This is a genomic window from Asticcacaulis excentricus CB 48 (assembly GCF_000175215.2).
Taxonomy (GTDB): Bacteria; Pseudomonadota; Alphaproteobacteria; order Caulobacterales; family Caulobacteraceae; genus Asticcacaulis; species Asticcacaulis excentricus.
Genome location: NC_014816.1, coordinates 306,543 through 328,003 on the forward strand (window position 1 = coordinate 306,543; position 21,461 = coordinate 328,003).

A 21,461-nucleotide genomic window follows, 5' to 3' on the forward strand; every position below is an offset into this window, starting at 1 on the left:
AGCGCTTACGCCGCCAGTTGCATCACCTGATGCTGGGTGAAGCGGAAGTCGTTGAGCATATGAACCCCGAAGGAGTCTTCTCCGACCCAGATCACGCGCGCATCGACCTCAGCATCGACCAGACGTATGACCACTATGTCGCCCGGCTTAAGCCCTGGAGCGACACCGATGCGCGCCCCGGTTTCGCTGATGTCATAGAGGCGCAGATTGCGCACAGTCCGGCCCGCCACCTCTATATCCACCGTCTCGGTCGAGGCGTAGCGCGCCGCCACCCGCTTATCGACCAGTTCATCCAGAAGGGCCGACAGTTCCATCTGCATGTCGCGCGAAGCGACCGCCATGTCCTGAGAAATAGCCTGCATGTCGCCGGCGGTGCGTTCAGTCCGGCGCGTGGTTTCAGGCAGGAGGTTGATGATGCGTTCGGCCTCGCGATTGCCCAGCGCGGCGCGTTCCAGATTGTGACGGATGCCTTCAGCGGCCTGGCTCTGAGTCTTTACGGCATCAGCAACCGTGCGCGATGACTGGGCCACCGAAGCGATAATGCCGGTGACTTCCGACACCGAGCTGACCATGCTTTCGGCGGCCAGACGCACATCATTGATCTGGGCTTCGATTTCAGCGGTGGCGCGACCGGTTTGACTGGCCAGCGATTTGACCTCACCGGCTACGACAGCAAAGCCTTTGCCCGCATCGCCGGCGCGTGCCGCCTCGATGGTGGCGTTGAGCGCCAAAAGGTTGGTCTGGGCGGCGATGTCCTGAATGAGGCGCGACACCTCGCCGATGCGTTCGACAGCATGCGTCAGGGCCTGCGCCATATCGCGCGAACGCTCCAGTTCTGTGGCCACGCGATCGGTCATTTCCGCGCTCTCTCCGGTGCGATGCGCGATCTCGCCAAAGCTCTGCGCGACCTCGGCCATACTGGCCGACACGCCGTCCACATCGCGCGCCGACGCGCTTAGCCGATCGATGGCGGCGGTCAGTTCTTCGCGCGTCGTCTTGGCGGTCTGGCTGAATTCACCGGTGGAATCTCCAACCGATGAGGACAGGGTCTGTACGGCATCCATGACATCGGTGATGGCATTACGGATACGTCCCGAAAGCGTATTGATACGGTCTTTTTCCTTGATGATCAGTTCATTGCGTTTCACATCATTAGCCGCGTCGGCGATTTTCTCGATGGTTCGTCGACGGAAAAACTCCAGTGCGCGCCCGACCTGACCGATTTCGTCTTTTCGTGTCGCTTCGGGCAGGTTCGCATTCAGGTCCCTGTCCGCCAGATGGCGGATATTCTGATCCAGCCCATTGATGGCTTTCAAAATCGAATGGGCTAGGCCCAGCGCCATGAAAACCGCCAGTAGGGCCGCCACGACCGTTACGGACAGCAGGGTGTAAAGGGTCGTAGAGAAGCCGCTGATCCGCTTTTGCAAAAGCCGGTTCAACTCGCTGGCTGAGGCTTGCCATAGGGCGTCGCTCGCCTTGGCGTAGGCCACTTTGGCGCGGGTGAGTGGCGTCAGATCGAGGCCTGCGGCATGGCCCTGGGTCTGGATCTGATGTGCGAGCGCCAAGGCTTCGGCTTCCAAAGCCTGCGCAGAAGCGTGATAGGCGTCGCGCTCGGCCTTGAGGGCGGACACCAGACTGCCGTTGGCGACACTTGCCTTATCGAGCGAGGTGATCTGTCCCTGCCAGGCTGCACTGAACTGCCCCACACCAACGACAAGGCTGGTCGTTTCCTCCGAGTTCAGGCTGGTCTTAGCCTGATAGGCCGCCATGTCATGCAAGACAGTGGAGATACGATCTAAGGCATCCGGCGCTTTGAAAGCCAAGGAGTCCATCACGTAATAGCTGTCGATATCCGGATCGAGGGTCAAGTTGGAACGATCGCTTAGGACGGTGAGCAGCGCCAGTGCCCCTTTGGCGTCCGGTGCTCCAGACAGGGCCTCAGCTTCGCTGGCCGCCAAAGCCTTCAAAGCAGGGGCCTGTGGGTCAAGGGCCGGAACAGGCTCCGAGCCGCCGGAAAGCTGCGCGGTCGTGGCGTTCAGAACGGGCCACACGGCGCGCATGGCTTCGACACCCTGAATTTCCTTGCGCCCGAAATTGATGTCCTTCAGCGATTGCTGCACGAACAGATAACTCATCAGTACGATCGGAACCAGGAACACGCCGGTCATGATGATGAGCTTGCTTCGAATGCTAAGGGCGGTGAAAGACATGGCTTAATCCGGGCAGGGCAACTCATAAAAAAGAACAGCGTTTTGGTTTCGGTTTCCTTAATGCCGGCATCGACTTTCAAATTTAAAAATGGGAGTCGTTGTCACAAAAAACGCCTTTACAGTCAGGCGAAAATACCCGATATAGCCCGCTTCCGGCGGACCCCGACACACAGGTCGGCGCCCTGGGGCCCCAAGAGGTCGTTTCTCAAAGGGCTGGGCGTCGTTGAAACGCTGCTAACGCCGGTCTGGGTTTAACTTAACTTTACGGGGTATTGGCAGTGGCACACTTCCAATCGGCCCTGGACCTGGTCCGCGAGCAGTCACCGGAAAAGCCCGTCGCCCTTGTGCGACGTGAGCCTGTTTCCGTCGCAGCGCAATGGTTCCAGCGGCACTTCAATGGCGATGTCTTCTACGCCGTCAAGGCGAACCCCTCGTCGTGGGTGATTGAAACCCTGCTCGATGGCGGGATCTCCTCGTTTGACGTGGCCTCGATCAATGAAGTCAAGCTGGTCCGCGGCCTCGCGCCTGAGGCGCGTCTGGCCTTCATGCACCCGGTCAAATCGCGCCGCGCTATAGCCGAAGCCTATTCAGATTTCGGCGTAAAGACTTTCAGTCTTGATACCCACGAAGAATTGCAGAAGATCCTAGACGCCACGGGTGGCGCGAAGGACCTCAATCTGATCGTGCGTTTGGCGACGTCGGGCGAGGGCTCGAACCTTCCCCTGACCAACAAGTTCGGCGCTCAACCCTATGAGGCGCCGGCGCTGTTGCTGGCCGCCCGTCAGGCGACGCAGGACCGCATGGGCGTCTCCTTCCATGTGGGCTCGCAATGTATGCGCCCGACGGCCTATGCGGCGGCCATGTCGGCGGCCTCGCGCGCGCTTGTCCGCGCCGGCGTGCTGGCGGATATTGTCGATGTCGGTGGGGGCTTCCCCTCGGTCTACCCAGGCATGGTGCCGCCTTCCCTACCCGAGTATATGGACGTCATCCATCGCGCCTTCGACGAAATGAAAGTCCATGAGGCGACCGAACTGTGGGCCGAACCGGGCCGTTCTCTGGTGGCAGAATCGACCTCGATCCTGGCCCGCGTTGAGCTACGCAAGGGCGACGCCCTCTATCTTAACGACGGGGCCTACGGTAATTTGTTCGACGCCACTCACGCCAAGTGGCCTTTCCCGGTGCGCCTACATCGCGCCGAAGACGGGGATGAACAACCGGAATTGAAGCCCTTCCGCTTCTACGGCCCCACCTGCGACTCTATCGACCACATGCCGGGGCCGTTTTGGCTACCTGCAGACGTCGAAGAAGGCGATTATGTGGAGATTGGTATGCTGGGTGCCTATGGCGTCGCCATGACCACCGAGTTCAATGGCTACGGTCAGACCGAAACCGTTTTCCTTGATGATGCGCCGATGGCCTCGTTGTTCGGGCTGGGACCGCGCTCGCTGAACGTGCCGCGCAGTCTTTTCGATAGCGTTGAAGAAAACAAGGTCGTGCGTCTCAACCGCCCAAAGGGTGGCAAGCGCGGTAAGAAGCGCAGCAAGTAAAACAGGCAAGGGTTGGTTTTTTCAGAACCGACCCTTGTTTTTTGTCCAATCATGTAACATATAAAGTTACATGAAAAGGGATGGCAAACTTTCCGGCATGCTGCACGTTCTTCTGCACTTGGCGGACACGGATAAGGCTGTGACGTCGGAACGGCTCGCGCAGATGATGAGCACCAATCCCGTGGTCATTCGCCGCGTCATGGCGGGCTTGCGCGCACAGGGGCTTGTGCAATCCGAGAAAGGACATGGCGGCGGCTGGCGTTTGGGGCGACCGCTGAAAGAGGTGACCCTGGCCGAGGTCTACAGGGCCGTTGGTGAACCAGAGTTGTTCGCCATGGGCAATCGCACCGAAAACCCTGAGTGTCTGGTGGAGCAGGCTGTCAATGCGGCCATCGACAATGCCCTGTCTGAGGCTGAGGCCCTGTTGATGCAGCGTTTTGGCGAAGTGACCCTGGCCATGCTGGCCGCGGATTTTCAGCGCCGCGCTGAAGCCCGCGGCTACACACCACTCAAAGGTCACCCCCACCCGGAGAATAGTCATGAGCCCAGCCACGATCTATGACGCGCTGATCGTCGGCGGCAGTTTTGCCGGCCTCTCTGCCGCCATGCCTCTGGCGCGCGCTGCCAAAAAGGTCTGCGTACTCGACAGCGGTCAGCCGCGAAACCGATTTGCCGAGGCTTCACATGGCTTTTTTGCTCAGGATGGCGTGGCCCCCCTGACGCTGAAGGCCGCCGGGCGCGAGAAACTCGCCGCCTATCCCACTGTCGATTTTGTCAATGATGAAGCTGTAATGGCGCGTCATACGCAGGACGGCTTCCTCATCGAAACTCTGCGGGGTGAGGTTCTTCGAGCCCGCAAGCTGGTGCTGGCCTTTGGTGTTCGTGATCACCTGCCCGACGTGCCGGGCCTTGCCGAACGCTGGGGAGGGACCGTGCTGCACTGCCCCTATTGTCACGGCTATGAGTTCTTGAACCAGGCGCTGGGCGTGCTGTGTATTACCCCAATGTCGGTACATCAGGCGCTTCTGATCAGTGAATGGGGTCCAACGACCTTCTTCCTCAACGGCAAGGACATGCCTGACGCCGAAACCCTCAGTCACCTCAAGGCGCGGGGCGTGCAGATCGAGTCTGCGCCGATTGCGACGCTGGAAGGCGAGGCGGAGACCCTGGACGGCGTGCGCCTGATGGATGGACGTCTTTTGCCGCTTGCAGCGCTCTATGTTGCCACCCGCACCGAAATGACCAGCCTCTTAGCCGAGCAACTGGGTTGCGCCATGCAGGGCGGTATGCACGGGCCGGTAATCGTGGTCGATCAAATCGGTCAGACCAGCGTGCCGGGGGTCTTTGCCGCCGGTGATATCACCCGGTCGATGCACAATGCCAGTTTCGCCGCGGCAGACGGCATGTTGGCCGGTGTGGCGGCGCATCGTTCGCTGGTCTTCGGGCCCCTGGGGATGTAGGTCCGAACCCTTTGCTGCCCTTTGCAAAACCTTGATTTGCAAAGTGCTGGCTAATGGGCTATAGGCCGCTCCCTGTAAAATCCCGCCCCATCGCACCGTCTGGGGGGTACCGGGCACATGACGGGCGTCCACCTTTCTCCTCTTTACCAAAAAGGACCAAGCGATGAACGCTAACACCCCCCAATCGAACCAAAAAGCCGCCCTGCTCCAGAACACCGTAGAGCACGTCGACATCACCTCTTACGACGCGCGCCCGATCATCGACTCGATGCGTAAGATGAGCTTCTCAAGCCGCGACACCGCCCGTGCCGCCGACATCTTCAACATGGCTCTGGAAGACAAGGACTGCTCGCCGTGGCTGATCCTCGCCGGTTCGACCTCGGCCGGCGGCTGTATGCACGTTTATCGGGACATGGTGAAGTTCGGCATGATCGACGCCGTGGTCGCCACCGGTGCTTCGATTGTGGATATGGACTTCTTTGAAGCGCTCGGCTTCAAGCACTATCAGGCCGCCGGTCAGGTAGACGATAACGTCCTGCGCGACAACTATATCGATCGCATCTACGACACCTATATCGACGAAGAAGAGCTTCAGGCCTGCGACCACACCATCCTTGAGATCGCCAACCGCCTTGAGCCGCGCGGCTATTCCTCGCGCGAATTCATCTGGGAAATGGGTAAGTGGCTGTCGGAAGGCAATGCCAAGAAAGAAGGCTCGCTGATCCAGACCGCCTATGAGCAGGGCGTGCCGATCTTCTGCCCGGCCTTTGTGGACTCATCGGCCGGTTTCGGCCTCGTCAAACATCAGAAAGAACGCGCTGCCGCTGGTAAGCCCTATCTGATGCTCGACGCCATTGCCGACTTCCGCGAACTGACCGACATCAAGATCGCGGCCGGCACCACCGGCCTGTTCATGGTCGGCGGCGGTGTGCCGAAAAACTTTGCGCAGGACACCGTCGTCTGTGCCGAAATCCTCGGTGTCGAAGCCGACATGCACAAGTACGCAGTGCAGATCACCGTCGCCGATGTGCGTGACGGCGCCTGCTCGTCCTCGACACTGAAGGAAGCCGCCTCGTGGGGCAAGGTCTCGACCACCTATGAACAAATGGTCTTTGCCGAAGCAACGACAGTTGTGCCGCTTATCGGTTCAGATGCCTACCACCGTGGCGCGTGGAAGTCTCGTGAGAAGCGCAACTGGGCGAAGCTGTTTGCGTAACCCCTGAGTAAATGACGCCGATTTTTGAGAATAAGGCTTGATAATCGTTTGCTTAACGGTATCAAAATGCCATTAACCAAAGATCGGCGTCAAAGATCGCGATTTTTTTTTACTCAGCCTCTTCCCTTTTTCAAAATAATAGCTATCTAGGCTCTAACGACGGTGACCCACGTAATTGAGTCGCTGTCATAAGTTCGTCGCCGGGATCATCCCCCCCCCCTCGAATCCGGCGGCATGCGCGGCCCTCTCTGCCCCCCAGAGAGGGCCGTTGTTATTTCGGCGCCCGTGATGGGGTTACTTTAGTCTTCCGTTTTCACAACACCAATTTTCCGTAGCCATGTCTCGACACGCTGAGGCCACTCGGAAATCGGCAGGCCGGTGGGGCGTAAGCCGAACGCATGGCCGCCCCTGGCATAGAGGTGCATTTCGACGGGCACGCCCGCTTTTCTAAGCGCGGCTTCATAGACGAGGGAATGGCGTACATCGTCCACAGGATCGTCCTTGGCGTGCAGGAGGAAGGTCGGCGGTGTGCCGCTTGTGATTTTGATGTCCGGCTCAAGAGTAAGATCGGGTTCCCGCCACAGATGTCCGGGATAAAGAACCACCGCAAAATCTGGCCGGAATGCTTGCGAATCCGCCGCATCTACTGGTGTATAAGCCGCCTCCGGTCGCGTACTGACTGCGGCTGCCAGATGACCGCCTGCGGAAAAGCCTAGAACCCCGATACGCTTTGGGTCAATGCCATAGGTTTTTGCCTCCTGACGCAACAGACGCAGCGCCCGCTGCGCATCCTGAAGTCCCAACCACACTTTCGGGTGTTCACGGCAATTGCAGTCTGGATTCCACCACGGACCTGAGGCCGGAACCCGGTATTTCAGCACAACGCAGGTAATGCCCTTGGGTGTCAGCCAGTCGCAGACCTCGGTCCCTTCAAGGTCCATAGCCAGCACGCGATACCCGCCGCCCGGCAGGACCATAATGGTCGCGCCAGTGTTGTCGCCCTGCGCGGGATAGATCGTCAGGGTGGGCTGAGAGACGTTGCTGATCTGCGTCCAGGCTTGCCCGGCAACCAAAGACTTGCCCTTGCCCGTCTGTTCGGGGCCCTTGACTCTGGGGTTGCCCATATGGGCGGCTTCAGGCCACAGGGTAACTGTCACAGGCGCCGCCGAAGCCGATGAAGCCATGAGGGAAACGCAGAACATCGCAGCGGCTGTTCTGCGGGTCATCCTTTTACGCCGCCCGACGCAGGCGGCGCGGCAGCGCCCTCAGCCGTGCCCACAGCTTTTTCTTTTCCGCTTCGGGATAGGGTTCCAGATTGCGGATGAACTCCTCCGCGCAGGCCCGCCACGAGAATTTTTCAGCATGACGGCGCACATGGGCGCGATCAAGCTTCAGCGCTTCGGTAATGGCGACACTAAGATCGTCGTCGATGACACCCGCCCCGGTGCCGGGGATCAGGTCAATGGGGCCGTGCGCCGGGAAGGCCGCCACCGGCGTCCCACAGGCCATAGCCTCCAGAATGACGAGGCCGAAGGTATCGGTCAGGGAAGGAAAAACAAATACATCGGAATCGGCGTAGGAGCGCGCCAGTTCCTCACCGAACCGCGCGCCGGTAAACACCGCGTCCGGATATTTTTCCTTAAGTTCCTCTAGCTGCGGCCCCTTGCCCACCACCACCTTGGTCCCGGGCAGGTCGAGCGACAGGAAAGCTTCGAGGTTCTTCTCGATGGCCACGCGGCCGATGTAGGTCATGATTGGGCGCGGCAGGTCGCCAAAGATCGGCTCAAGGCCCGGGCGGAACATTTCCGTATCGACGCCTCGCGTCCACGGTGAGATGTTCTTGAAACCGCGCGCCTCAAGGTCTTTTTGGAGGGTGGGCGTCGCCACCATCACGCGGCCTGACGGCTTGTGGAACCAGCGCATATAGCCATAGCCCCAACTGAGCGGAATGGGCAGGCGCGCCGACACATATTCGGGAAATTTGGTATGATAGGACGTGGTGAAAGGCATCTTCCATTCCATGCACACCCGCCGTGCCGCAAGGCCCACAAAGGCTTCGGTGGCGATATGCACGGCATCCGGCTCATAGTCCTGGATAATTTCGCGCACTTCTTCGTAACAGCCCAGCGCCAGCTTAACTTCAGGGTAATCGGGCCATGACACCGACTTGAACTGGGTATAGTCCACGATCTTGAATTCATGGCCGAGCTTTTCGCATTCGGCGATGACCCGTTTCATCGTCGTGACCACGCCATTGACCTGAGGGTCCCACGCATCGGTCGCCAGTAAGATACGCACAATCGTTTCCGTCTGTTGTCCTGGCCCTCTTGTCTAAAGGGCATCGGGCGGTCTGTGAAGCATGATTTTATTTCACGCCTGCGACACTGGCCACAGCTGAGTGGGAAAACCAGTGGCATTTACGCAGATGCGAACGGTAAAGCGGGGATTTTTCAGGGCTTGCCGCCGCTTTTGTGGGAAGCGGGTTGTTGCGATGCACAAAAAGGCGCGTATAATCGGCGCCATGGTACAAAGTCGCGTCAAACCCTCCAGCCCCTTGTCAACCGCGACGAATGACCGGAATGTGAGTAGCGTCCGCGCCCGTAAAGAACACACCACGGGAGGCCAGCGCGCGGAGGCTGGAAGGCAGCTTATGAGCGATCGACCTAAAGACACGCCCAAGTCCCGCCGCACGCGGGTTCAGATTCTCGACACCGCCATGCGGCTGTTCGCAGAACTGGGCTATGACCGTGCGGGCAATGCCGCGATTGCCGAGGCCTGTGGCCTGACGCGCGGCGCCATGCTCTATCACTTTCCGACGCGTGAAGCGCTGGTCGAAGCCGCCGCCTGGCACATCCACGCCGCGCGCGAAGCCGCTTTTGAGGCCGAAGCCGGCAAGCTGAAACCCGGTCAGGACGCGCTGGACGGGGCCATTGATGCCTACTGGCGATTGCTCAGTTCGGTGCCGTTTGCCGCGTTTCTGGCGCTTGAACGTGCCGCGCGCCAGGATGAGGATGTGGCCAAGGCCATCCGCCCGGCGCAGGAAGCCTTTGACCGCGGGGCCATGGGCCGTGCAACGCCGGGCTTCATCACTGCGGGTGTTGATGCACGTTTTCAGGCGAGCCGTGACCTCGCCCGCTTTGCGCTGGACGGCCTGCACCGGGCCGCCCTGACCTATGATCAGCCCGAACGCATCGAAAACCTACTCAATGTCATCAAGCGCGCCGTGCATATGCTGAATCGCAAGGGCGATGTGACGGACCTCTGGCTCGATTGAGATGGCTGACGCCTCGGTAACCCTGCGTCTGACCATTACCGATCCCGTGCCGGGGGTAGCCTACAGTCTTCAGGATAAGGACAATCACCCGGTTGAACCGCAAACGGCGGGAGACGGACCGCTGTCCTTCGATGTGGCGCTGCGCCTCAGCGAAGACGGCCGCTGGCTGGGGTCGTTCGTGCGCCGCGAAGGCGCTCAGCGCCGTTTTGTCTATATCGCGATTGGCACCTCGGCAGGGGACCACACCAGTGAATGGACGCGCCGCGCTAAGATCGACATCCACGATATGCCTGACACCCTGAAAGCTGCGGCCCGCATGGGCGGAGTGCCCGAAGCCGTGCTGCCTGGTCGCAGCAAGGACGGGTCGCCGGCTTGCGCGACCGTGCGCGTGCGCGAATGGCGTCTGGTATGACAAGCCAGAAAACGGCTGACTTTCGGGCACGTAGAAGATATTAGCCACGACAAACACGAAAAGACACGAACGCCATAGCGTTCACCGGGCGCGAAGCGCCTGCTCTTACATTTGCGCAAAACGCTCAGACGTCCCCTGGGCGAAGGCGGGGTAAGGGCTCGAAGTTCGTGTCATTTCGTGTTTGTCGTGGCCCATTCTTTTCGAAAGCTCACCATGCGTCAGTTGCTGCGCTCCAAAATTCATAATGCCTACGTCACCGAAGCCAATCTGGCCTATATCGGGTCGATCACCATAGACGAGGACCTGATGGACGCCGTAGGCCTATGGGAAGGCGAGCGCGTGCTTGTGGTGTCCAACACATCAGGTGCTCGTTTGGAAACCTATGTCATCACCGGGGAGCGCGGCTCAGGCAAGATCGCTATGAACGGCGCCGCGGCGCATCTCATCAGCGAATCCGAGCAGATCATCATCATGGGATTTGAGCTGACCGACGTCCCGATTATCCCCAGAGTCGTGCTTGTCGATCGTCAGAATCGGGTTGACCGCTACCTAAGCGAAACCCCCTCGACGATTCTCTAACAGGACTCTTTTTTAGGGGTATTATTGCCTTTCGCGCCCAAACCCTTGTGCCACTTGGCATAATGTTTTTTTTAGGATTTTGTTAACGAAAAACTTCGCCTCTGCGGCGACTTGGCCGTTGACGATACGATCCGATTATGGCCCCATATAGGGGCTGGCGGCGGTCTTCGACACTATATCTAGTTGTCTTGGGTCCGGCCTTCGGTGCTCCGGGGGCGGAGCGGTTTTCTCAGGCATACCAGGTGAGTGTGACGATGTCGGCAAATGATGCGGCGGCGAAAGTTCAGGGTGCGACGTCTGTTAAGGGTACGCTCAAGGTGCGTCCCAAGGAGCGTCCGGAGTTCAAGCTGATCAAAACGGTCGTGACCGATCCGTCCAAGGACGACAAGCTTACCGAATTCGGCAAGAAGACATTGGACGACCGTTATCTGCTGGCCGGCGAAACCTACCAGGATATGTTCGCCCGCGTTGCCACGGCCTATGCCGACGACTCCGAGCACGCCCAGCGCATCTATAACTACATTTCGAACCTGTGGTTCATGCCGGCGACGCCGGTGCTTTCGAACGGGGGCGCCAAGCGCGGCCTGCCTATCTCCTGCTTCCTCAACGCTGTGCCCGATTCGCTCGAAGGCATTGTCAGCGTATGGAACGAAAACGTAGCGCTGGCCTCTAACGGCGGCGGCATTGGCACCTACTGGGGCGGCGTGCGCTCCATCGGTGAAAAGGTTAAGGGCGCGGGGCAAACCTCAGGCATCATCCCCTTCATCCGCGTGATGGACTCCCTGACGCTCGCCATTTCGCAGGGGTCCCTGCGCCGTGGTTCGGCAGCCGTCTATATCGACATCTTCCATCCGGAAATCGAAGAATTTCTCGAAATCCGCAAGCCGTCGGGCGATTTCAACCGTAAGGCGCTCAACCTGCACCACGGCATCTCGATCACTGATGAGTTCATGGAGGCCGTCCGCGACGGTGCGCAGTTCGGCCTGCGCTCGCCCAAGAACAACGAGATCATTCGTTATGTGGACGCGCGCGCCCTGTGGCAGAAGATCCTTGAAATCCGCATGCAGACGGGTGAGCCCTATCTGATCTTCGCCGACACGGTGAACCGTTCGATGGCGCCGCACCAGCGCGAGCTCGGCCTGAAGGTCAAGCAATCGAACCTGTGCGCCGAAATCATGCTGCATACAGGTAAGGACCACCTGGGCCATGAGCGTACGGCCGTGTGCTGCCTGTCCTCAGTCAATGCTGAAACCTTCCTCGAATGGCGCGACGAGCCGCGCTTCATCGAAGACATCATGCGCTTCCTCGACAACGTGCTGGAAGACTTCATCCAGTCGGCCCCGGACGCCATGTCGGCCGCCATCTATTCAGCGCAGCGTGAACGTTCGGTCGGTCTGGGCCTGATGGGCTTCCACTCCTTCCTGCAATCGCAAGGCGTGGCCTTCGAATCGGCCATGGCCAAGTCGTGGAATATGCGTCTGTTCAAGCATCTGCGTCGTGAAGCCGACAAGGCCTCGGTGAAGCTGGCTCAAGAGCGTGGGCCCTGCCTCGATGCTGAAGAGCGCGGCGTGATGGAACGCTTCTCGCACAAGCTGGCGATCGCCCCCACGGCATCGATTTCGATCATTTGTGGCGGCACCTCGGCGGGTATCGAGCCGATCCCGGCTAACATCTACACGCACAAGACGCTGTCTGGCTCGTTTGCGGTGAAAAACCCCTTCCTGCGCGCCCTCTTGGCCGAGAAGGGTATCGACACCCCGGAAACCTGGGACTCCATCGTCGAACATGAAGGCTCGGTCCAGCACATCGACGCCCTCAGCGAAGATGAAAAAGCCATCTTTAAGACCGCCTTCGAAATCGACCAGCGCTGGGTGGTTGAACTGGCCGCTGACCGTGCGCCGGAAATCTGCCAGTCGCAATCGCTCAACATCTTCCTTCCGGGCGATGTCGATAAGTGGGACCTGCACATGCTGCATTGGACGGCGTGGGAACAGGGCGTCAAGTCGCTCTACTATCTGCGCTCCAAATCCGTGCAGCGCGCCGCCTTCGCGGGTTCAGAAGGCAAGGCCGCCGCTGTGTCTATGGCCGCTTCGGGTAAGACCGACTACGAAGAGTGTCTGGCTTGCCAGTAAGCTCGTAGGGTCATGGACCCTAAGCGCCATTACGATACGTCTCAAAGGCCGGAGCGCGCGCTTCGGCCTTTTGCTATGGAACAGAAATGACCGATATCCTTCGCGCTGATTATCTCAATCCGACGCACGCGCAGGCCATCCTTACCCTGATGCAGGTATATGCCAAAGATCCGATGGGCGGCGGGACGCCGCTGTCGGATGACGTAGCTGAAGCTCTGGTCGAGCGGTTGGCGGCATTTCCGACGGCCTTTGCCGTACTGGCTTTCGTCGAAGGGCAACCCGCGGGACTTGCCAACTGTTTCGAAGGCTTTTCGACCTTTGCCGCCAAGCCGTTGATCAATGTCCACGATCTGATCGTCGCACCGGCGTTTCGCGGCCAGGGCATCGCCCGCGCCCTATTCGCGGAAATCGAAGTCATTGCCCGCGAACGCCACGCCTGCAAGGTGACCCTCGAAGTGCTGGAAGGCAACGCAACGGCGCGGCGTCTTTATGAGGCGCTGGGTTTCGGCGACTACGTGCTCGACCCGGCCATGGGCCGCGCCCTGTTCTGGCAAAAGATGCTTTAGCGGATCTTGTGTACGTCGCGGAACAGAAGCATATCCTTGATGCGCGCCGCGCGCTTGTCGTCGAAACCGCAGCGTTCTGGTCCGGTCTGCGGATTGGCGAAGGTGCCGAACAGAGTATCCCACAAGGGCAGGCCATAATTTTGTTTGTGATGGCCATGCTGGTGATGCACACGGTGCATCTCTGGGCGCTGGATGATGTAGCCCAGCCACTGGGGCGTTCGTTGATCGGCGTGGGCGACGAGATCGAACACACTGACCAGTATCAGCGAAATGGCGAGCGACAAGCCGCTAACGCCCAATAGACCATAGGCAATCCCTGCATTAAGCAGGGCAGCCAGTAAAGCGTCGACGGGATGGACATAGAAGGCTGTCAAGGCTTCGATGCGGCGAGGCGCGTGGTGTAGTTGATGCACGAAGCGCCACAGCGTGTCCGAAGCGTGAATTAGTCGATGCCACCAGTAGGCGACGAAGCTGGACGCCAGAAACGCCAGAGCGCCGCCACTGAACGGATCAATCTGGCCTTTCAGATCGAGAAGTGAGACCTGTGACAACGTCCGGTCGAAAAGAAAGCCTGCCAGCACTATGGCGCCGAGGCTGGCTGCGTTGATACTTCCGGCCAGAATTTGCCAACGCTTGTCGCAGGTTGCGCCTGATGCAGGCGCGATGACTTCCCGGGTGAAGATCAGGACGAACAGTCCAAAAGTCACCAGATAGGTGGCGAGCAGCATCCCTTATCCCTCTGTCTGCCTGATACTAAACACAGTATCACGACATCGAACAGGAGGTTACGCGACCTTCTGCACCGGGCGTTCAGTGGCATCGAAGCTGACCGTACCCGCCTTTGCATCGGTTTCGATACGATCAATGGCTTGTTTCAACGCTTCAAAACAGGTCGGGTCGATGGCATCGCCGACGCTTTGCCCGATTATCTCCAGCGCCTTCCAGATCGGCAGGGCCGGGCGGTAGGGGCGGTCGGCGGTTAGGGCGTCGAAGAAGTCCGCCGTCGAAATGATACGCGTTTCCAGACTGATTTCCTCGGCGCTAAGGCCGTGCGGATAACCTTTGCCGTCTAACCGCTCATGGTGCGCCCCCGCAATGCGGGCTAGCTCCGAGAAGGCCCCGATGCGCGACAGTATGGTTTCCGTATAAAGGGCATGGGCCTGCATCTGCGCCCACTCTTCGCCGTCAAGCCGCCCAGGCTTGTCGAGAATGGTGTTCGATACTCCCAGCTTGCCGACATCGTGCAGCAGGGCGGCGCGTTTCAGCCAGCGCCGCGCGCCGGCGTCGAGCCCCATGACCTCGGCCATCATATCAGTATAAAGGGCAACCCGTGACGAATGACCCGCCGTATATGGGCTTTTGGAATCGACAACCTGACCAAAGGCGATGGCGATATCGTCGAGATAGTCTTCGTCAAGCGCGACTTCTTGGTGCGCTGGTTCCATGGACTGAATGCACTGGACCAGATCGGGCGCACACAACCCCTCCCAGAACCCGTTGCGCGACGCCACTTCAAAGAAGGCATCGGCGGTTTCCGGCTCGAACCATGTCCCGGCGCGATTGAGGATTTCACGCAAGGCGGCCTCCTTGCCGCGGCTTTTGAAAAACACATCGACACACTGACACAGAAGCGCGATGCGGGCATAGGGGGATATGGCCTGACGCCGCAGGCCTTGCGGCTGACCGCGTCCGTCCCAGTGCTCGTCCAGATCGCGGATACCGATGGCGACGGGCTCCGGGAAGCGCAGTTGGCGCGCAATATCGGCGCCGCGCGTGCACCGCGTCTCGATCAGTTCGCGCGAAATCTCGCCGCCATTCCGAAAAATATTGACCACGGCACGGAAGCGTTCAGCCAGATCGGCCTTCAGCCCCGTATGCGCCATGACAAAGCCAAGCACGTCCGACAGGCCGGTGTCGATGTCCTTGAAGTCACGTTTAAAGCTCAGATCATCGGTCAGATAAAGCTGACAGATGCGCGCCGCATTGGATGAACAGCCCAGATCCTTGAGCAGCAGGACATAATAAAGTTCCCACTTCTGAGCCGCTGAAAAGCCGAGTTCCTCGGCGATGTGCATACCGATATAGCAGCAGCGCACGCAGTGCCCTTCCGGTTGCCCTTCGGTAATGTCGAGCGCATAGGAAAAGGCGCTGATCAATTCAGACAGTTTCAGCCGGTCAGGTGAGATTTCGGGGAGTTTCGGCGCAGGCATTGGGCCCTCGTTCTGAAGGAAGGCCGATCATGGCATGCTACGCTTAAGACCGCGTTGACGCGGGACGTGTGGAAGGCTAGTCCTGCGGCATCCTAAAATTACAATAAAGCGATTTTCTAATGCCAGTGACATTGACCGCCTTCCTCGAAGGCCATAGCGACCTACCGCAAAGCCTCAAAACCCTGATCGCCGCCATGGCAGAGACCTGCGCCGTGATCGGCCGCACGGTAAACCTCAGCGCCGTCAACGATCTGCAAGGCGCGCTGGAACAGGAAAACGTGCAGGGCGAGGTGCAAAAGCAGCTCGATGTCATTGCCAACGACATTATGCTCGAAGAAGCGCGCTGGAAGGGCATGGTGCGCGGTCTGGCGTCCGAAGAGATGGACGATTACGTCGCCTTCGATAAGGGTGACTATCTGTTATTCTTCGATCCCATCGACGGGTCGAGCAATGTTGATGTCAACGGCGTGGTTGGCACCATTTTTTCCGTCCTGCCCGCGCCGCAGGGTGATTTAAGCCTGAGCGACTTCCTGCGACCGGGCCGCGAGCAGGTCGCCGCTGGATATGCGGCCTATGGTCCGCAAACCATCCTCGTACTCACCGTAGGCAAGGGCGTCGTGGCCTTCACCCCGGATGCCGACGGCGTGTGGATACAGACCAAAACCGCCATGACGGTTCCGTCGACGACGCGCGAATTTGCCATCAACATGTCCAATCACCGCCACTGGTTCCCTGGCATTCAGCGCTATATCGATGAGTGCGTGGCCGGTAAGGACGGCCCGCGCGGCGCCGACTTCAACATGCGGTGGCTGGCATCTATGGTCGGCGACGTTCATCGCATTCTCACGCGCGGCGGCATCTTCATGTACCCAGGCGATACGAAGCGCGCCGAGGGCAAGCTGCGTCTGATGTACGAAGCCAATCCTATCGGCTTCCTGATCGAGCAGGCGGGCGGCAAGGCCACCAACGGCACCACGCGAATCCTCGACCTTCAGCCGACGGGCCTGCACCAGCGCACAGGCGTGGTGCTGGGCTCCGCCGAAGAGGTCGCGCGCGTGGCGGAATATCTTAGCGCCTGATCAAGCCGTAAAGATCGTCTGAAAGCCGCCATAGATCAGGCGCTTGCCGTCAAAGGGCATGTCCATCTCGGCCATGCGCGGATCGGCCTGCGCCTTCTCCCAGGCAGTATTGCGCACCTCTTTTGAGGGCCAGACGACCCATGAAAAGACTACGACCTCGCCCGCTTCGAGCTTTACGGCCATGGGCAGCGAGGTCAATTTGCCTTCTGGCACGTCATCGCCCCAGTTTTCGACCACGGCCAGCGCACCCAGTTCCTTAAAGAGGGTGGCGGTGACCTGCGCGGATTTCAGATAAGCATCGCGGTTTTCGGCTTTGACCGGACAGACAAAGCCATCGACATAGGTGGTGGGGGTTTCAGAGATAGTGACATCAGACATGGGGGTGTCTCCTATGGATGGAGGCACCAGCCTACGGCCGGGTGGGTAAAATACCAATGGGTCTATTTTTCGACCAGCACCTGAAACCCGCCATAGACCAGCTTGGCCCCGTCAAAGGGCATGTCTTCACTGGGCTGCATCCGCGGGTCGTCCATGATCTTTTCATTGGCTTCGTCGCGCGCGTCTTTAGACGGCCACATCACCCACGAAAAGACCACGCTGTCCGACAGCTTGCCGCGCGCCGCATTGCGGAAGGAGACGCCTTCATCCCCTTCGGGCAGGTCGTCACCCCAGCACTCAACCACCTGAAGCGCGCCATATTCCTTAAACACTTCGGCGGCGGTTTCGGCCATCTTCTTGTAGGCGGCGCGGTTTTCTTTAGGTACCGGGATCAGAAATCCATCGACATAGGACATGCTCAGCCCTTTCCCAGAAGGGTTTTCAGTTCACCAATCACGCTGCGGTAAGAGTCGCGTTTGAAATGCACCACGCGCTCGATCACCTGATCGAGGTCGCACCATTCCCAGCGGTCAAACTCCTGCTCGCCGTGCGCCTGAAGGTTCACTTCGCTGTCGGGGCCACTAAATCGCACAAAGTACCAGATCTGCTTCTGGCCCTTGAAATTGCGACCGATCTTCTTCTGCGCCAGAACTTCGGGGGGGAAGTCGTAGACGATCCAGTCGGAGGTGCAGCCGAGAATGTCGATGGTACTCAGGCCGGTTTCCTCAAAAAGCTCACGCCGGGCGGCGGATTCAAGGTCTTCGCCGGCATCAACGCCGCCTTGCGGAAACTGCCAGGCGTAGTCGCCACTCATGCCGAAACGGTGGCCGATCCATACCTTGTCCTGCGCGTTGAGGACGACGATGCCCACATTGGGGCGGTACTCAGATAAATCCTTGGTCATCGCCTCATAATAGCGGAAGCGGGGGCCAGTTGAAGCCCTTTTTGTTCCAGGCTCTGCGTCCATTTGATCGCAACGGCCAGTGTCACTGGATAGGCAAAGCCCGACCCCAGGGCGCGGCCGCGCGCCTTTGCCTGCGCTTCGATGGCCGCGAGCTGCGCATTGATACTCTGCGAATTGATCTGGGCATCTATCACACGGTCGGCCGAGGCGCGCGTCCAGCCGCCACCGACATCGCGCGCCTGACCGTCGTCAATAAACGCCAAGCCGCGCGCCTTCATCACATTGAGAAATGCCGTCATAGAGCCTTTGTCGCGCAAGTAAGCGCTGCCCTGATAGTTCATGACGCCGAAATAGCCAGTGGCGCGCGCCATGAGCCAGTTGAGGCTGGCGTTCATATCATCCGGACGCTGACCGACCAAAAGCGTGCGCGGGCCGGGATCGGTGTCGGGATAGTTTGTCGGCTCCATCGGGATTTCGATCAGCACTTCATGGCCCTGCGCGCGGGCGGCGTCGATCCAGCCTTGCAGCCCTTCCGCGTGCGGCACAAAGGACAGGGTGACTTCGGCGGGCAGTTGCTCGATGGCGGCCTTTGTAGTGGTCGGGTTCAGCCCCAGCCCACCGACGATCAGCGACACCATGGGCTTGCCATTCGACTTGAACGGGCGCGCGTAGGCCGAGGCCGGTACGCGCCCGTCCGTGGCGATCGCGGGCAGCGGACCGTTGGGGCCATTTTGCGACAGGCCGGCAATCGGGGCGGGGGCCAGAGGCGAGGCGGGCAGTTTGCTGGCGCTGCCGACCGTTACAGGCGCGCCGTCGCTGGGCAGGGTGATGATCGCTGTGCCGTCGGCAGGACCGGCCTCGCCATTCGCGTTGAACTGATCGGCGGAGGCGTCCTTGAACAGGCCCAGAGAATCGAGCGTGAAGGCCTGAAGCCCTGAGGCCGCGTCATCGGCGGTGGCTATGTCGGGCGCGTGGGCGTCGGCTTTTGGGGCTGCGGTGGTCGCCGCCGCGATCTGAATAGTCGGGTTTCCGGCTTCCGGATCGGACAGGCTCAAAAACAGCGCGCCGCCGCCGATAAACAGCCCCAGCGCCATCAACGGCGCGGTGTAGGGCTTTTTCAGAATGTCGAGCGTGGCGGGGCCTATGTTTTTGACGCGGCTCATTAGCCCGCCGCTCTTGCGGAACAGCGGGGAATTGGACAGGGACGGGAGCTTTGGTTTGGCGAACATGGAGCGTGTGTGACCCAAATTTTGTCGTGCTTCTTAGGTCCGAAGGCCGGTGCCCACTCTTTGGGAAGCGCGAAAAACCCTGCCCGCACCAATAGCGGACAGGGTTAATATGATCTAACGGCGGTTAACAAAGCCTAACGTTCTCTAAAGAGTTTTTTAAGTTTTTGAATTGAATGGATAAAATGTGGAAATTGCCTAACCGATTTTCAAGGTTAGGCAATTTTCGTTCTCCAAACGTGCCAATCACTCTGAAGCCTTTGTGCGAGCGGGGCCATGACGTGCACCGTTAAAAATGCCCGAGACGATCATTGCGACCAGCCCCAATACTGTCGTTGCAGTGGACCCCACCAATATGCTCATGACGGTATCGCTAATACGCCAATCGAATTTTCCACACGAATTGAGGAACAGCATTGCGCCAACAAAAATACAGTACCAGCACATGAAGCGGAAAATGTTGTTTGCGTACGGCGTTATAAGACCGTTCAGAATCTGGGACGCCTCGCTGCTGTTTCTGCGAAGCGTGTCATACTCTTCCTTGAGCTCTTCATGCCGTTCGCTCAGGTCCAAGAACTTCTGACGCCACTGTTCCTCTTCGGGACCGGTGAGTTCGATCTGAGAGGCAGCGGTGGACGTGGGGGCCGAGTCAATTACGGTAGTGTCAATGGGTGGCTTGCTCACGTCCAAGCCTTGCTAGTTCTAGGTAATGATCCCTGATCGCCTCATCGGAAATAGCTGTATTTCTTCCGCTGAGATAGGAGTTGTACCAAGGCGTCCCACGCTGGTGGGTCATCTCTGAAAGCATATGGCCAGTGTAGGGCTTGTACTTCTTCCACACGTGATCGATCACCGCGCGCTCATTTGGTGTGAGGGCGTTTGTCGTTATGGGGTTTCGCGCAAACGGATCCACAAGGAACCCAGAGCCGCTGATACCGAAGAACTTAATGTGGTCCCAGATGGCTCGGAACACGGGGCCGCCATCCCAAGCTTCAATTCTATCCTTCACCAGTGGCTCTTGGTTCAGGGCAAGGTTCCAACCGTGAGCCATATACACGAGCTTTTGCAACTTCATTTGGTCAAGGGGACCGCCATTTAACCGCACAAACTCATTCGCAATAGCAGTAGCTGAATGACCGGGCATCGTATCCTCCTTTCGCTTCAAATTGCCGGAACGTTCTCCTTGGACGGGTCCTATAGGTAGTGAGCCTGTCCCCTGCCGCAAGTGATTTGTTCTTCTATTGTTCCAATTATATATCCAAAGGTTGACAAAAGACTATCACTTTTCGGTTGCTAACTCAGGTGGGATAAGCCTCAGGCTGCATAGTCGATTGATATCGATTCCTTTTTCGGCGATTACGCTACGTAATTTTTTTTTACGTTTGGCAGGTTTTTGCCTCGAATAGCTCCATAGCGCCGTCGCTGAGCGTCTCTAAGTCGGCCGCTTGCGTGTAACAAGCCGCTCGACGTGCCGCTGGTACCGACTTGTAATTCGCATAGTCCGTAGCGTTGTAAAAAGGTGGGTTGAAAGGCTCCAAAACTCTACGTAGAAAAGTTGGGCGGAGGGCGGAAAATGCGGAACCTGATCAACTTTGCCCATCTTTTTGAGGCGCAATCGAAGGCCGATCTTTCGCGGTCGGATGTGCTGCGTGTTTTGTTGTGGCCAATCGCTATTTTAGGCGCGGCCCTCTCCGGCGCGTTATATGTTAGATCCGATTTGGCTGTTCTACTCGTGATTTTAGTGTTTCTAGGCCTTTTCTTAATGTCGTATCTTTGCGCTTTCGCATACTTGCTTCTAACCGATAAGGATGCACTCCGGTCCGAGAAATACAGCCTACATAAGCTCGCAATACAACAAGGACTATATGGCGACAGTGATATCGGGCTTGTGGAAGATACGGCGAACAAGTCTCAGCCCATCGAAGCATTGCCTCCCGCACGAACGGTAAGCGAGTCAGACAATGGCTAAATTTTTCGTGCTATCTACAGATCAACTGACCGCTCAACAGATCACGCAGTTAAAGAACAAACTTGGAAAGGTGATCGGTTGGTGGCACTGGTTACCTAATTTTTGGCTCATCAAGGATCCTAAAGACGAAATGCAAGTTGGTCAGCTGACCCAGTACATTTCTGAAATCAATCCTATGGCGCGCTGCATTGCGATGGAAGTAGACCCTGTGAATTGGGCTGCTCGCGCAAGAAACGACTCGAATGGTAAATCAATGACAGCGTGGATAGAGGGCGAGTGGCGTCAGCCTTAGCTGAAGG

General features: G+C 58.6%; 23 protein-coding genes. 12 read left to right on the plus strand and 11 right to left on the minus strand.

The features are described from left to right. Window positions 1-5: 5 nt before the first annotated feature. Window positions 6-2,210 carry a methyl-accepting chemotaxis protein gene (locus ASTEX_RS01355; RefSeq protein WP_013477809.1) on the minus strand — a complete coding sequence of 735 codons (2,205 nt, stop codon included), beginning with the start codon at window positions 2,208-2,210 and terminating at the stop codon, window positions 6-8. 278 nt (window positions 2,211-2,488) lie between these two features. Between ASTEX_RS01355 and ASTEX_RS01360 the strand changes: the two genes are divergently transcribed. The 4 genes from ASTEX_RS01360 (at window position 2,489) to ASTEX_RS01375 (ending at window position 6,433) form a co-directional block, all read left to right on the plus strand. Beyond that, window positions 2,489-3,757 (plus strand): type III PLP-dependent enzyme, encoded by a 1,269-nt coding sequence (locus tag ASTEX_RS01360; protein WP_013477810.1) that lies wholly within the window; start codon window positions 2,489-2,491, stop codon window positions 3,755-3,757. 70 nt (window positions 3,758-3,827) lie between these two features. Further along, window positions 3,828-4,319: an Rrf2 family transcriptional regulator gene (locus tag ASTEX_RS01365; RefSeq protein ID WP_013477811.1), complete on the plus strand. Its 492-nt coding sequence runs from the start codon at window positions 3,828-3,830 to the stop codon at window positions 4,317-4,319. Further along, on the plus strand, window positions 4,297-5,217 hold the full coding sequence (locus tag ASTEX_RS01370; RefSeq protein WP_013477812.1) for an NAD(P)/FAD-dependent oxidoreductase: 921 nt from the start codon (window positions 4,297-4,299) through the stop codon (window positions 5,215-5,217). The genes ASTEX_RS01365 and ASTEX_RS01370 overlap by 23 nt, the downstream gene beginning before the upstream one ends. Window positions 5,218-5,380: 163 nt before the next feature. Next, window positions 5,381-6,433, plus strand: coding sequence for a 1,9-bis(guanidino)-5-aza-nonane synthase (locus tag ASTEX_RS01375; protein WP_013477813.1), 1,053 nt, complete (start codon window positions 5,381-5,383; stop codon window positions 6,431-6,433). A gap of 299 nt (window positions 6,434-6,732) precedes the next feature. Here the strand turns inward: ASTEX_RS01375 and ASTEX_RS01380 are convergent, their stop codons facing one another. Together ASTEX_RS01380 and ASTEX_RS01385 are read right to left on the minus strand one after the other, a co-directional pair. Next, the gene (locus ASTEX_RS01380; RefSeq protein WP_013477814.1) at window positions 6,733-7,659 is read right to left on the minus strand and encodes an alpha/beta hydrolase; all 927 of its coding nucleotides are present in this window, start codon (window positions 7,657-7,659) and stop codon (window positions 6,733-6,735) included. 4 nt (window positions 7,660-7,663) lie between these two features. After that, entirely contained in the window at window positions 7,664-8,731 is a 1,068-nt protein-coding gene (locus ASTEX_RS01385) for a glycosyltransferase family 4 protein (protein ID WP_013477815.1), read from the minus strand. 352 nt (window positions 8,732-9,083) lie between these two features. Here ASTEX_RS01385 and ASTEX_RS01390 point away from each other — a divergent pair, with 352 nt between their 5' ends. The 5 genes from ASTEX_RS01390 (at window position 9,084) to ASTEX_RS01410 (ending at window position 13,396) form a co-directional block, all read left to right on the plus strand. After that, window positions 9,084-9,707, plus strand: coding sequence for a TetR/AcrR family transcriptional regulator (locus ASTEX_RS01390; protein WP_013477816.1), 624 nt, complete (start codon window positions 9,084-9,086; stop codon window positions 9,705-9,707). A gap of 1 nt (window position 9,708) precedes the next feature. After that, the gene (locus ASTEX_RS01395; protein ID WP_013477817.1) at window positions 9,709-10,119 is read left to right on the plus strand and encodes a DUF5990 family protein; all 411 of its coding nucleotides are present in this window, start codon (window positions 9,709-9,711) and stop codon (window positions 10,117-10,119) included. Window positions 10,120-10,332: 213 nt separating this feature from the next. Further along, window positions 10,333-10,698 carry an aspartate 1-decarboxylase gene (panD, locus tag ASTEX_RS01400; RefSeq protein ID WP_013477818.1) on the plus strand — a complete coding sequence of 122 codons (366 nt, stop codon included), beginning with the start codon at window positions 10,333-10,335 and terminating at the stop codon, window positions 10,696-10,698. A gap of 254 nt (window positions 10,699-10,952) precedes the next feature. Next, window positions 10,953-12,830 carry a ribonucleoside-diphosphate reductase subunit alpha gene (locus ASTEX_RS01405; RefSeq protein WP_013477819.1) on the plus strand — a complete coding sequence of 626 codons (1,878 nt, stop codon included), beginning with the start codon at window positions 10,953-10,955 and terminating at the stop codon, window positions 12,828-12,830. Between the two features lie 86 nt (window positions 12,831-12,916). Beyond that, window positions 12,917-13,396, plus strand: a complete 480-nt coding sequence (locus tag ASTEX_RS01410) for a GNAT family N-acetyltransferase (RefSeq protein ID WP_013477820.1) — start codon at window positions 12,917-12,919, stop codon at window positions 13,394-13,396. Here the strand turns inward: ASTEX_RS01410 and ASTEX_RS01415 are convergent. Together ASTEX_RS01415 and ASTEX_RS01420 are read right to left on the minus strand one after the other, a co-directional pair. Continuing rightward, on the minus strand, window positions 13,393-14,124 hold the full coding sequence (locus ASTEX_RS01415; protein WP_013477821.1) for a sterol desaturase family protein: 732 nt from the start codon (window positions 14,122-14,124) through the stop codon (window positions 13,393-13,395). The genes ASTEX_RS01410 and ASTEX_RS01415 overlap by 4 nt on opposite strands. Window positions 14,125-14,181: 57 nt before the next feature. Beyond that, on the minus strand, window positions 14,182-15,606 hold the full coding sequence (locus ASTEX_RS01420) for an HD-GYP domain-containing protein (protein ID WP_013477822.1): 1,425 nt from the start codon (window positions 15,604-15,606) through the stop codon (window positions 14,182-14,184). 119 nt (window positions 15,607-15,725) lie between these two features. Between ASTEX_RS01420 and ASTEX_RS01425 the strand changes: the two genes are divergently transcribed. After that, window positions 15,726-16,685, plus strand: a complete 960-nt coding sequence (locus ASTEX_RS01425; protein ID WP_013477823.1) for a class 1 fructose-bisphosphatase — start codon at window positions 15,726-15,728, stop codon at window positions 16,683-16,685. Here the strand turns inward: ASTEX_RS01425 and ASTEX_RS01430 are convergent, their stop codons facing one another. From ASTEX_RS01430 to ASTEX_RS01455, 6 genes are all read right to left on the minus strand, one after another. Then, a complete protein-coding gene (locus tag ASTEX_RS01430; RefSeq protein WP_013477824.1) occupies window positions 16,686-17,063 on the minus strand; it encodes a DUF1428 domain-containing protein in 378 nt (125 codons plus the stop codon). It lies immediately after the preceding gene. Between the two features lie 62 nt (window positions 17,064-17,125). Then, window positions 17,126-17,479 carry a DUF1428 domain-containing protein gene (locus ASTEX_RS01435; protein ID WP_013477825.1) on the minus strand — a complete coding sequence of 118 codons (354 nt, stop codon included), beginning with the start codon at window positions 17,477-17,479 and terminating at the stop codon, window positions 17,126-17,128. A gap of 2 nt (window positions 17,480-17,481) precedes the next feature. Further along, window positions 17,482-17,967, minus strand: a complete 486-nt coding sequence (locus ASTEX_RS01440; RefSeq protein WP_013477826.1) for an RNA pyrophosphohydrolase — start codon at window positions 17,965-17,967, stop codon at window positions 17,482-17,484. Beyond that, the gene (locus ASTEX_RS01445) at window positions 17,964-19,196 is read right to left on the minus strand and encodes a divergent polysaccharide deacetylase family protein (RefSeq protein WP_013477827.1); all 1,233 of its coding nucleotides are present in this window, start codon (window positions 19,194-19,196) and stop codon (window positions 17,964-17,966) included. The genes ASTEX_RS01440 and ASTEX_RS01445 overlap by 4 nt, the downstream gene beginning before the upstream one ends. A 243-nt stretch (window positions 19,197-19,439) precedes the next feature. Next, complete coding sequence (locus ASTEX_RS01450) at window positions 19,440-19,877, minus strand: hypothetical protein (protein ID WP_013477828.1); 438 nt, start codon at window positions 19,875-19,877, stop codon at window positions 19,440-19,442. Continuing rightward, the gene (locus ASTEX_RS01455) at window positions 19,858-20,337 is read right to left on the minus strand and encodes a Panacea domain-containing protein (protein WP_013477829.1); all 480 of its coding nucleotides are present in this window, start codon (window positions 20,335-20,337) and stop codon (window positions 19,858-19,860) included. Before ASTEX_RS01455 ends, ASTEX_RS01450 begins: the two co-directional genes overlap by 20 nt. A 429-nt stretch (window positions 20,338-20,766) precedes the next feature. Between ASTEX_RS01455 and ASTEX_RS01460 the strand changes: the two genes are divergently transcribed. Both ASTEX_RS01460 and ASTEX_RS01465 read left to right on the plus strand, forming a co-directional pair. Beyond that, window positions 20,767-21,162, plus strand: a complete 396-nt coding sequence (locus tag ASTEX_RS01460; RefSeq protein WP_013477830.1) for a hypothetical protein — start codon at window positions 20,767-20,769, stop codon at window positions 21,160-21,162. Further along, window positions 21,155-21,454, plus strand: a complete 300-nt coding sequence (locus ASTEX_RS01465; protein WP_013477831.1) for a hypothetical protein — start codon at window positions 21,155-21,157, stop codon at window positions 21,452-21,454. Before ASTEX_RS01460 ends, ASTEX_RS01465 begins: the two co-directional genes overlap by 8 nt. The last annotated feature ends 7 nt before the right edge of the window (window positions 21,455-21,461 follow it).

Coding starts and splice junctions, on each gene's coding strand:
- ASTEX_RS01420 (WP_013477822.1), bottom strand. CDS start 15,606: ATGCCTGCGCCGAAACTCCCCGAAATCTCACCTGACCGGCTGAAACTG.
- ASTEX_RS01435 (WP_013477825.1), bottom strand. CDS start 17,479: ATGTCCTATGTCGATGGATTTCTGATCCCGGTACCTAAAGAAAACCGC.
- ASTEX_RS01375 (WP_013477813.1), top strand. CDS start 5,381: ATGAACGCTAACACCCCCCAATCGAACCAAAAAGCCGCCCTGCTCCAG.
- ASTEX_RS01355 (WP_013477809.1), bottom strand. CDS start 2,210: ATGTCTTTCACCGCCCTTAGCATTCGAAGCAAGCTCATCATCATGACC.
- panD (WP_013477818.1), top strand. CDS start 10,333: ATGCGTCAGTTGCTGCGCTCCAAAATTCATAATGCCTACGTCACCGAA.
- ASTEX_RS01380 (WP_013477814.1), bottom strand. CDS start 7,659: ATGACCCGCAGAACAGCCGCTGCGATGTTCTGCGTTTCCCTCATGGCT.
- ASTEX_RS01370 (WP_013477812.1), top strand. CDS start 4,297: ATGAGCCCAGCCACGATCTATGACGCGCTGATCGTCGGCGGCAGTTTT.
- ASTEX_RS01365 (WP_013477811.1), top strand. CDS start 3,828: ATGAAAAGGGATGGCAAACTTTCCGGCATGCTGCACGTTCTTCTGCAC.
- ASTEX_RS01395 (WP_013477817.1), top strand. CDS start 9,709: ATGGCTGACGCCTCGGTAACCCTGCGTCTGACCATTACCGATCCCGTG.
- ASTEX_RS01410 (WP_013477820.1), top strand. CDS start 12,917: ATGACCGATATCCTTCGCGCTGATTATCTCAATCCGACGCACGCGCAG.
- ASTEX_RS01415 (WP_013477821.1), bottom strand. CDS start 14,124: ATGCTGCTCGCCACCTATCTGGTGACTTTTGGACTGTTCGTCCTGATC.
- ASTEX_RS01465 (WP_013477831.1), top strand. CDS start 21,155: ATGGCTAAATTTTTCGTGCTATCTACAGATCAACTGACCGCTCAACAG.
- ASTEX_RS01455 (WP_013477829.1), bottom strand. CDS start 20,337: ATGCCCGGTCATTCAGCTACTGCTATTGCGAATGAGTTTGTGCGGTTA.
- ASTEX_RS01430 (WP_013477824.1), bottom strand. CDS start 17,063: ATGTCTGATGTCACTATCTCTGAAACCCCCACCACCTATGTCGATGGC.
- ASTEX_RS01390 (WP_013477816.1), top strand. CDS start 9,084: ATGAGCGATCGACCTAAAGACACGCCCAAGTCCCGCCGCACGCGGGTT.
- ASTEX_RS01440 (WP_013477826.1), bottom strand. CDS start 17,967: ATGACCAAGGATTTATCTGAGTACCGCCCCAATGTGGGCATCGTCGTC.
- ASTEX_RS01405 (WP_013477819.1), top strand. CDS start 10,953: ATGTCGGCAAATGATGCGGCGGCGAAAGTTCAGGGTGCGACGTCTGTT.
- ASTEX_RS01445 (WP_013477827.1), bottom strand. CDS start 19,196: ATGTTCGCCAAACCAAAGCTCCCGTCCCTGTCCAATTCCCCGCTGTTC.
- ASTEX_RS01425 (WP_013477823.1), top strand. CDS start 15,726: ATGCCAGTGACATTGACCGCCTTCCTCGAAGGCCATAGCGACCTACCG.
- ASTEX_RS01460 (WP_013477830.1), top strand. CDS start 20,767: ATGCGGAACCTGATCAACTTTGCCCATCTTTTTGAGGCGCAATCGAAG.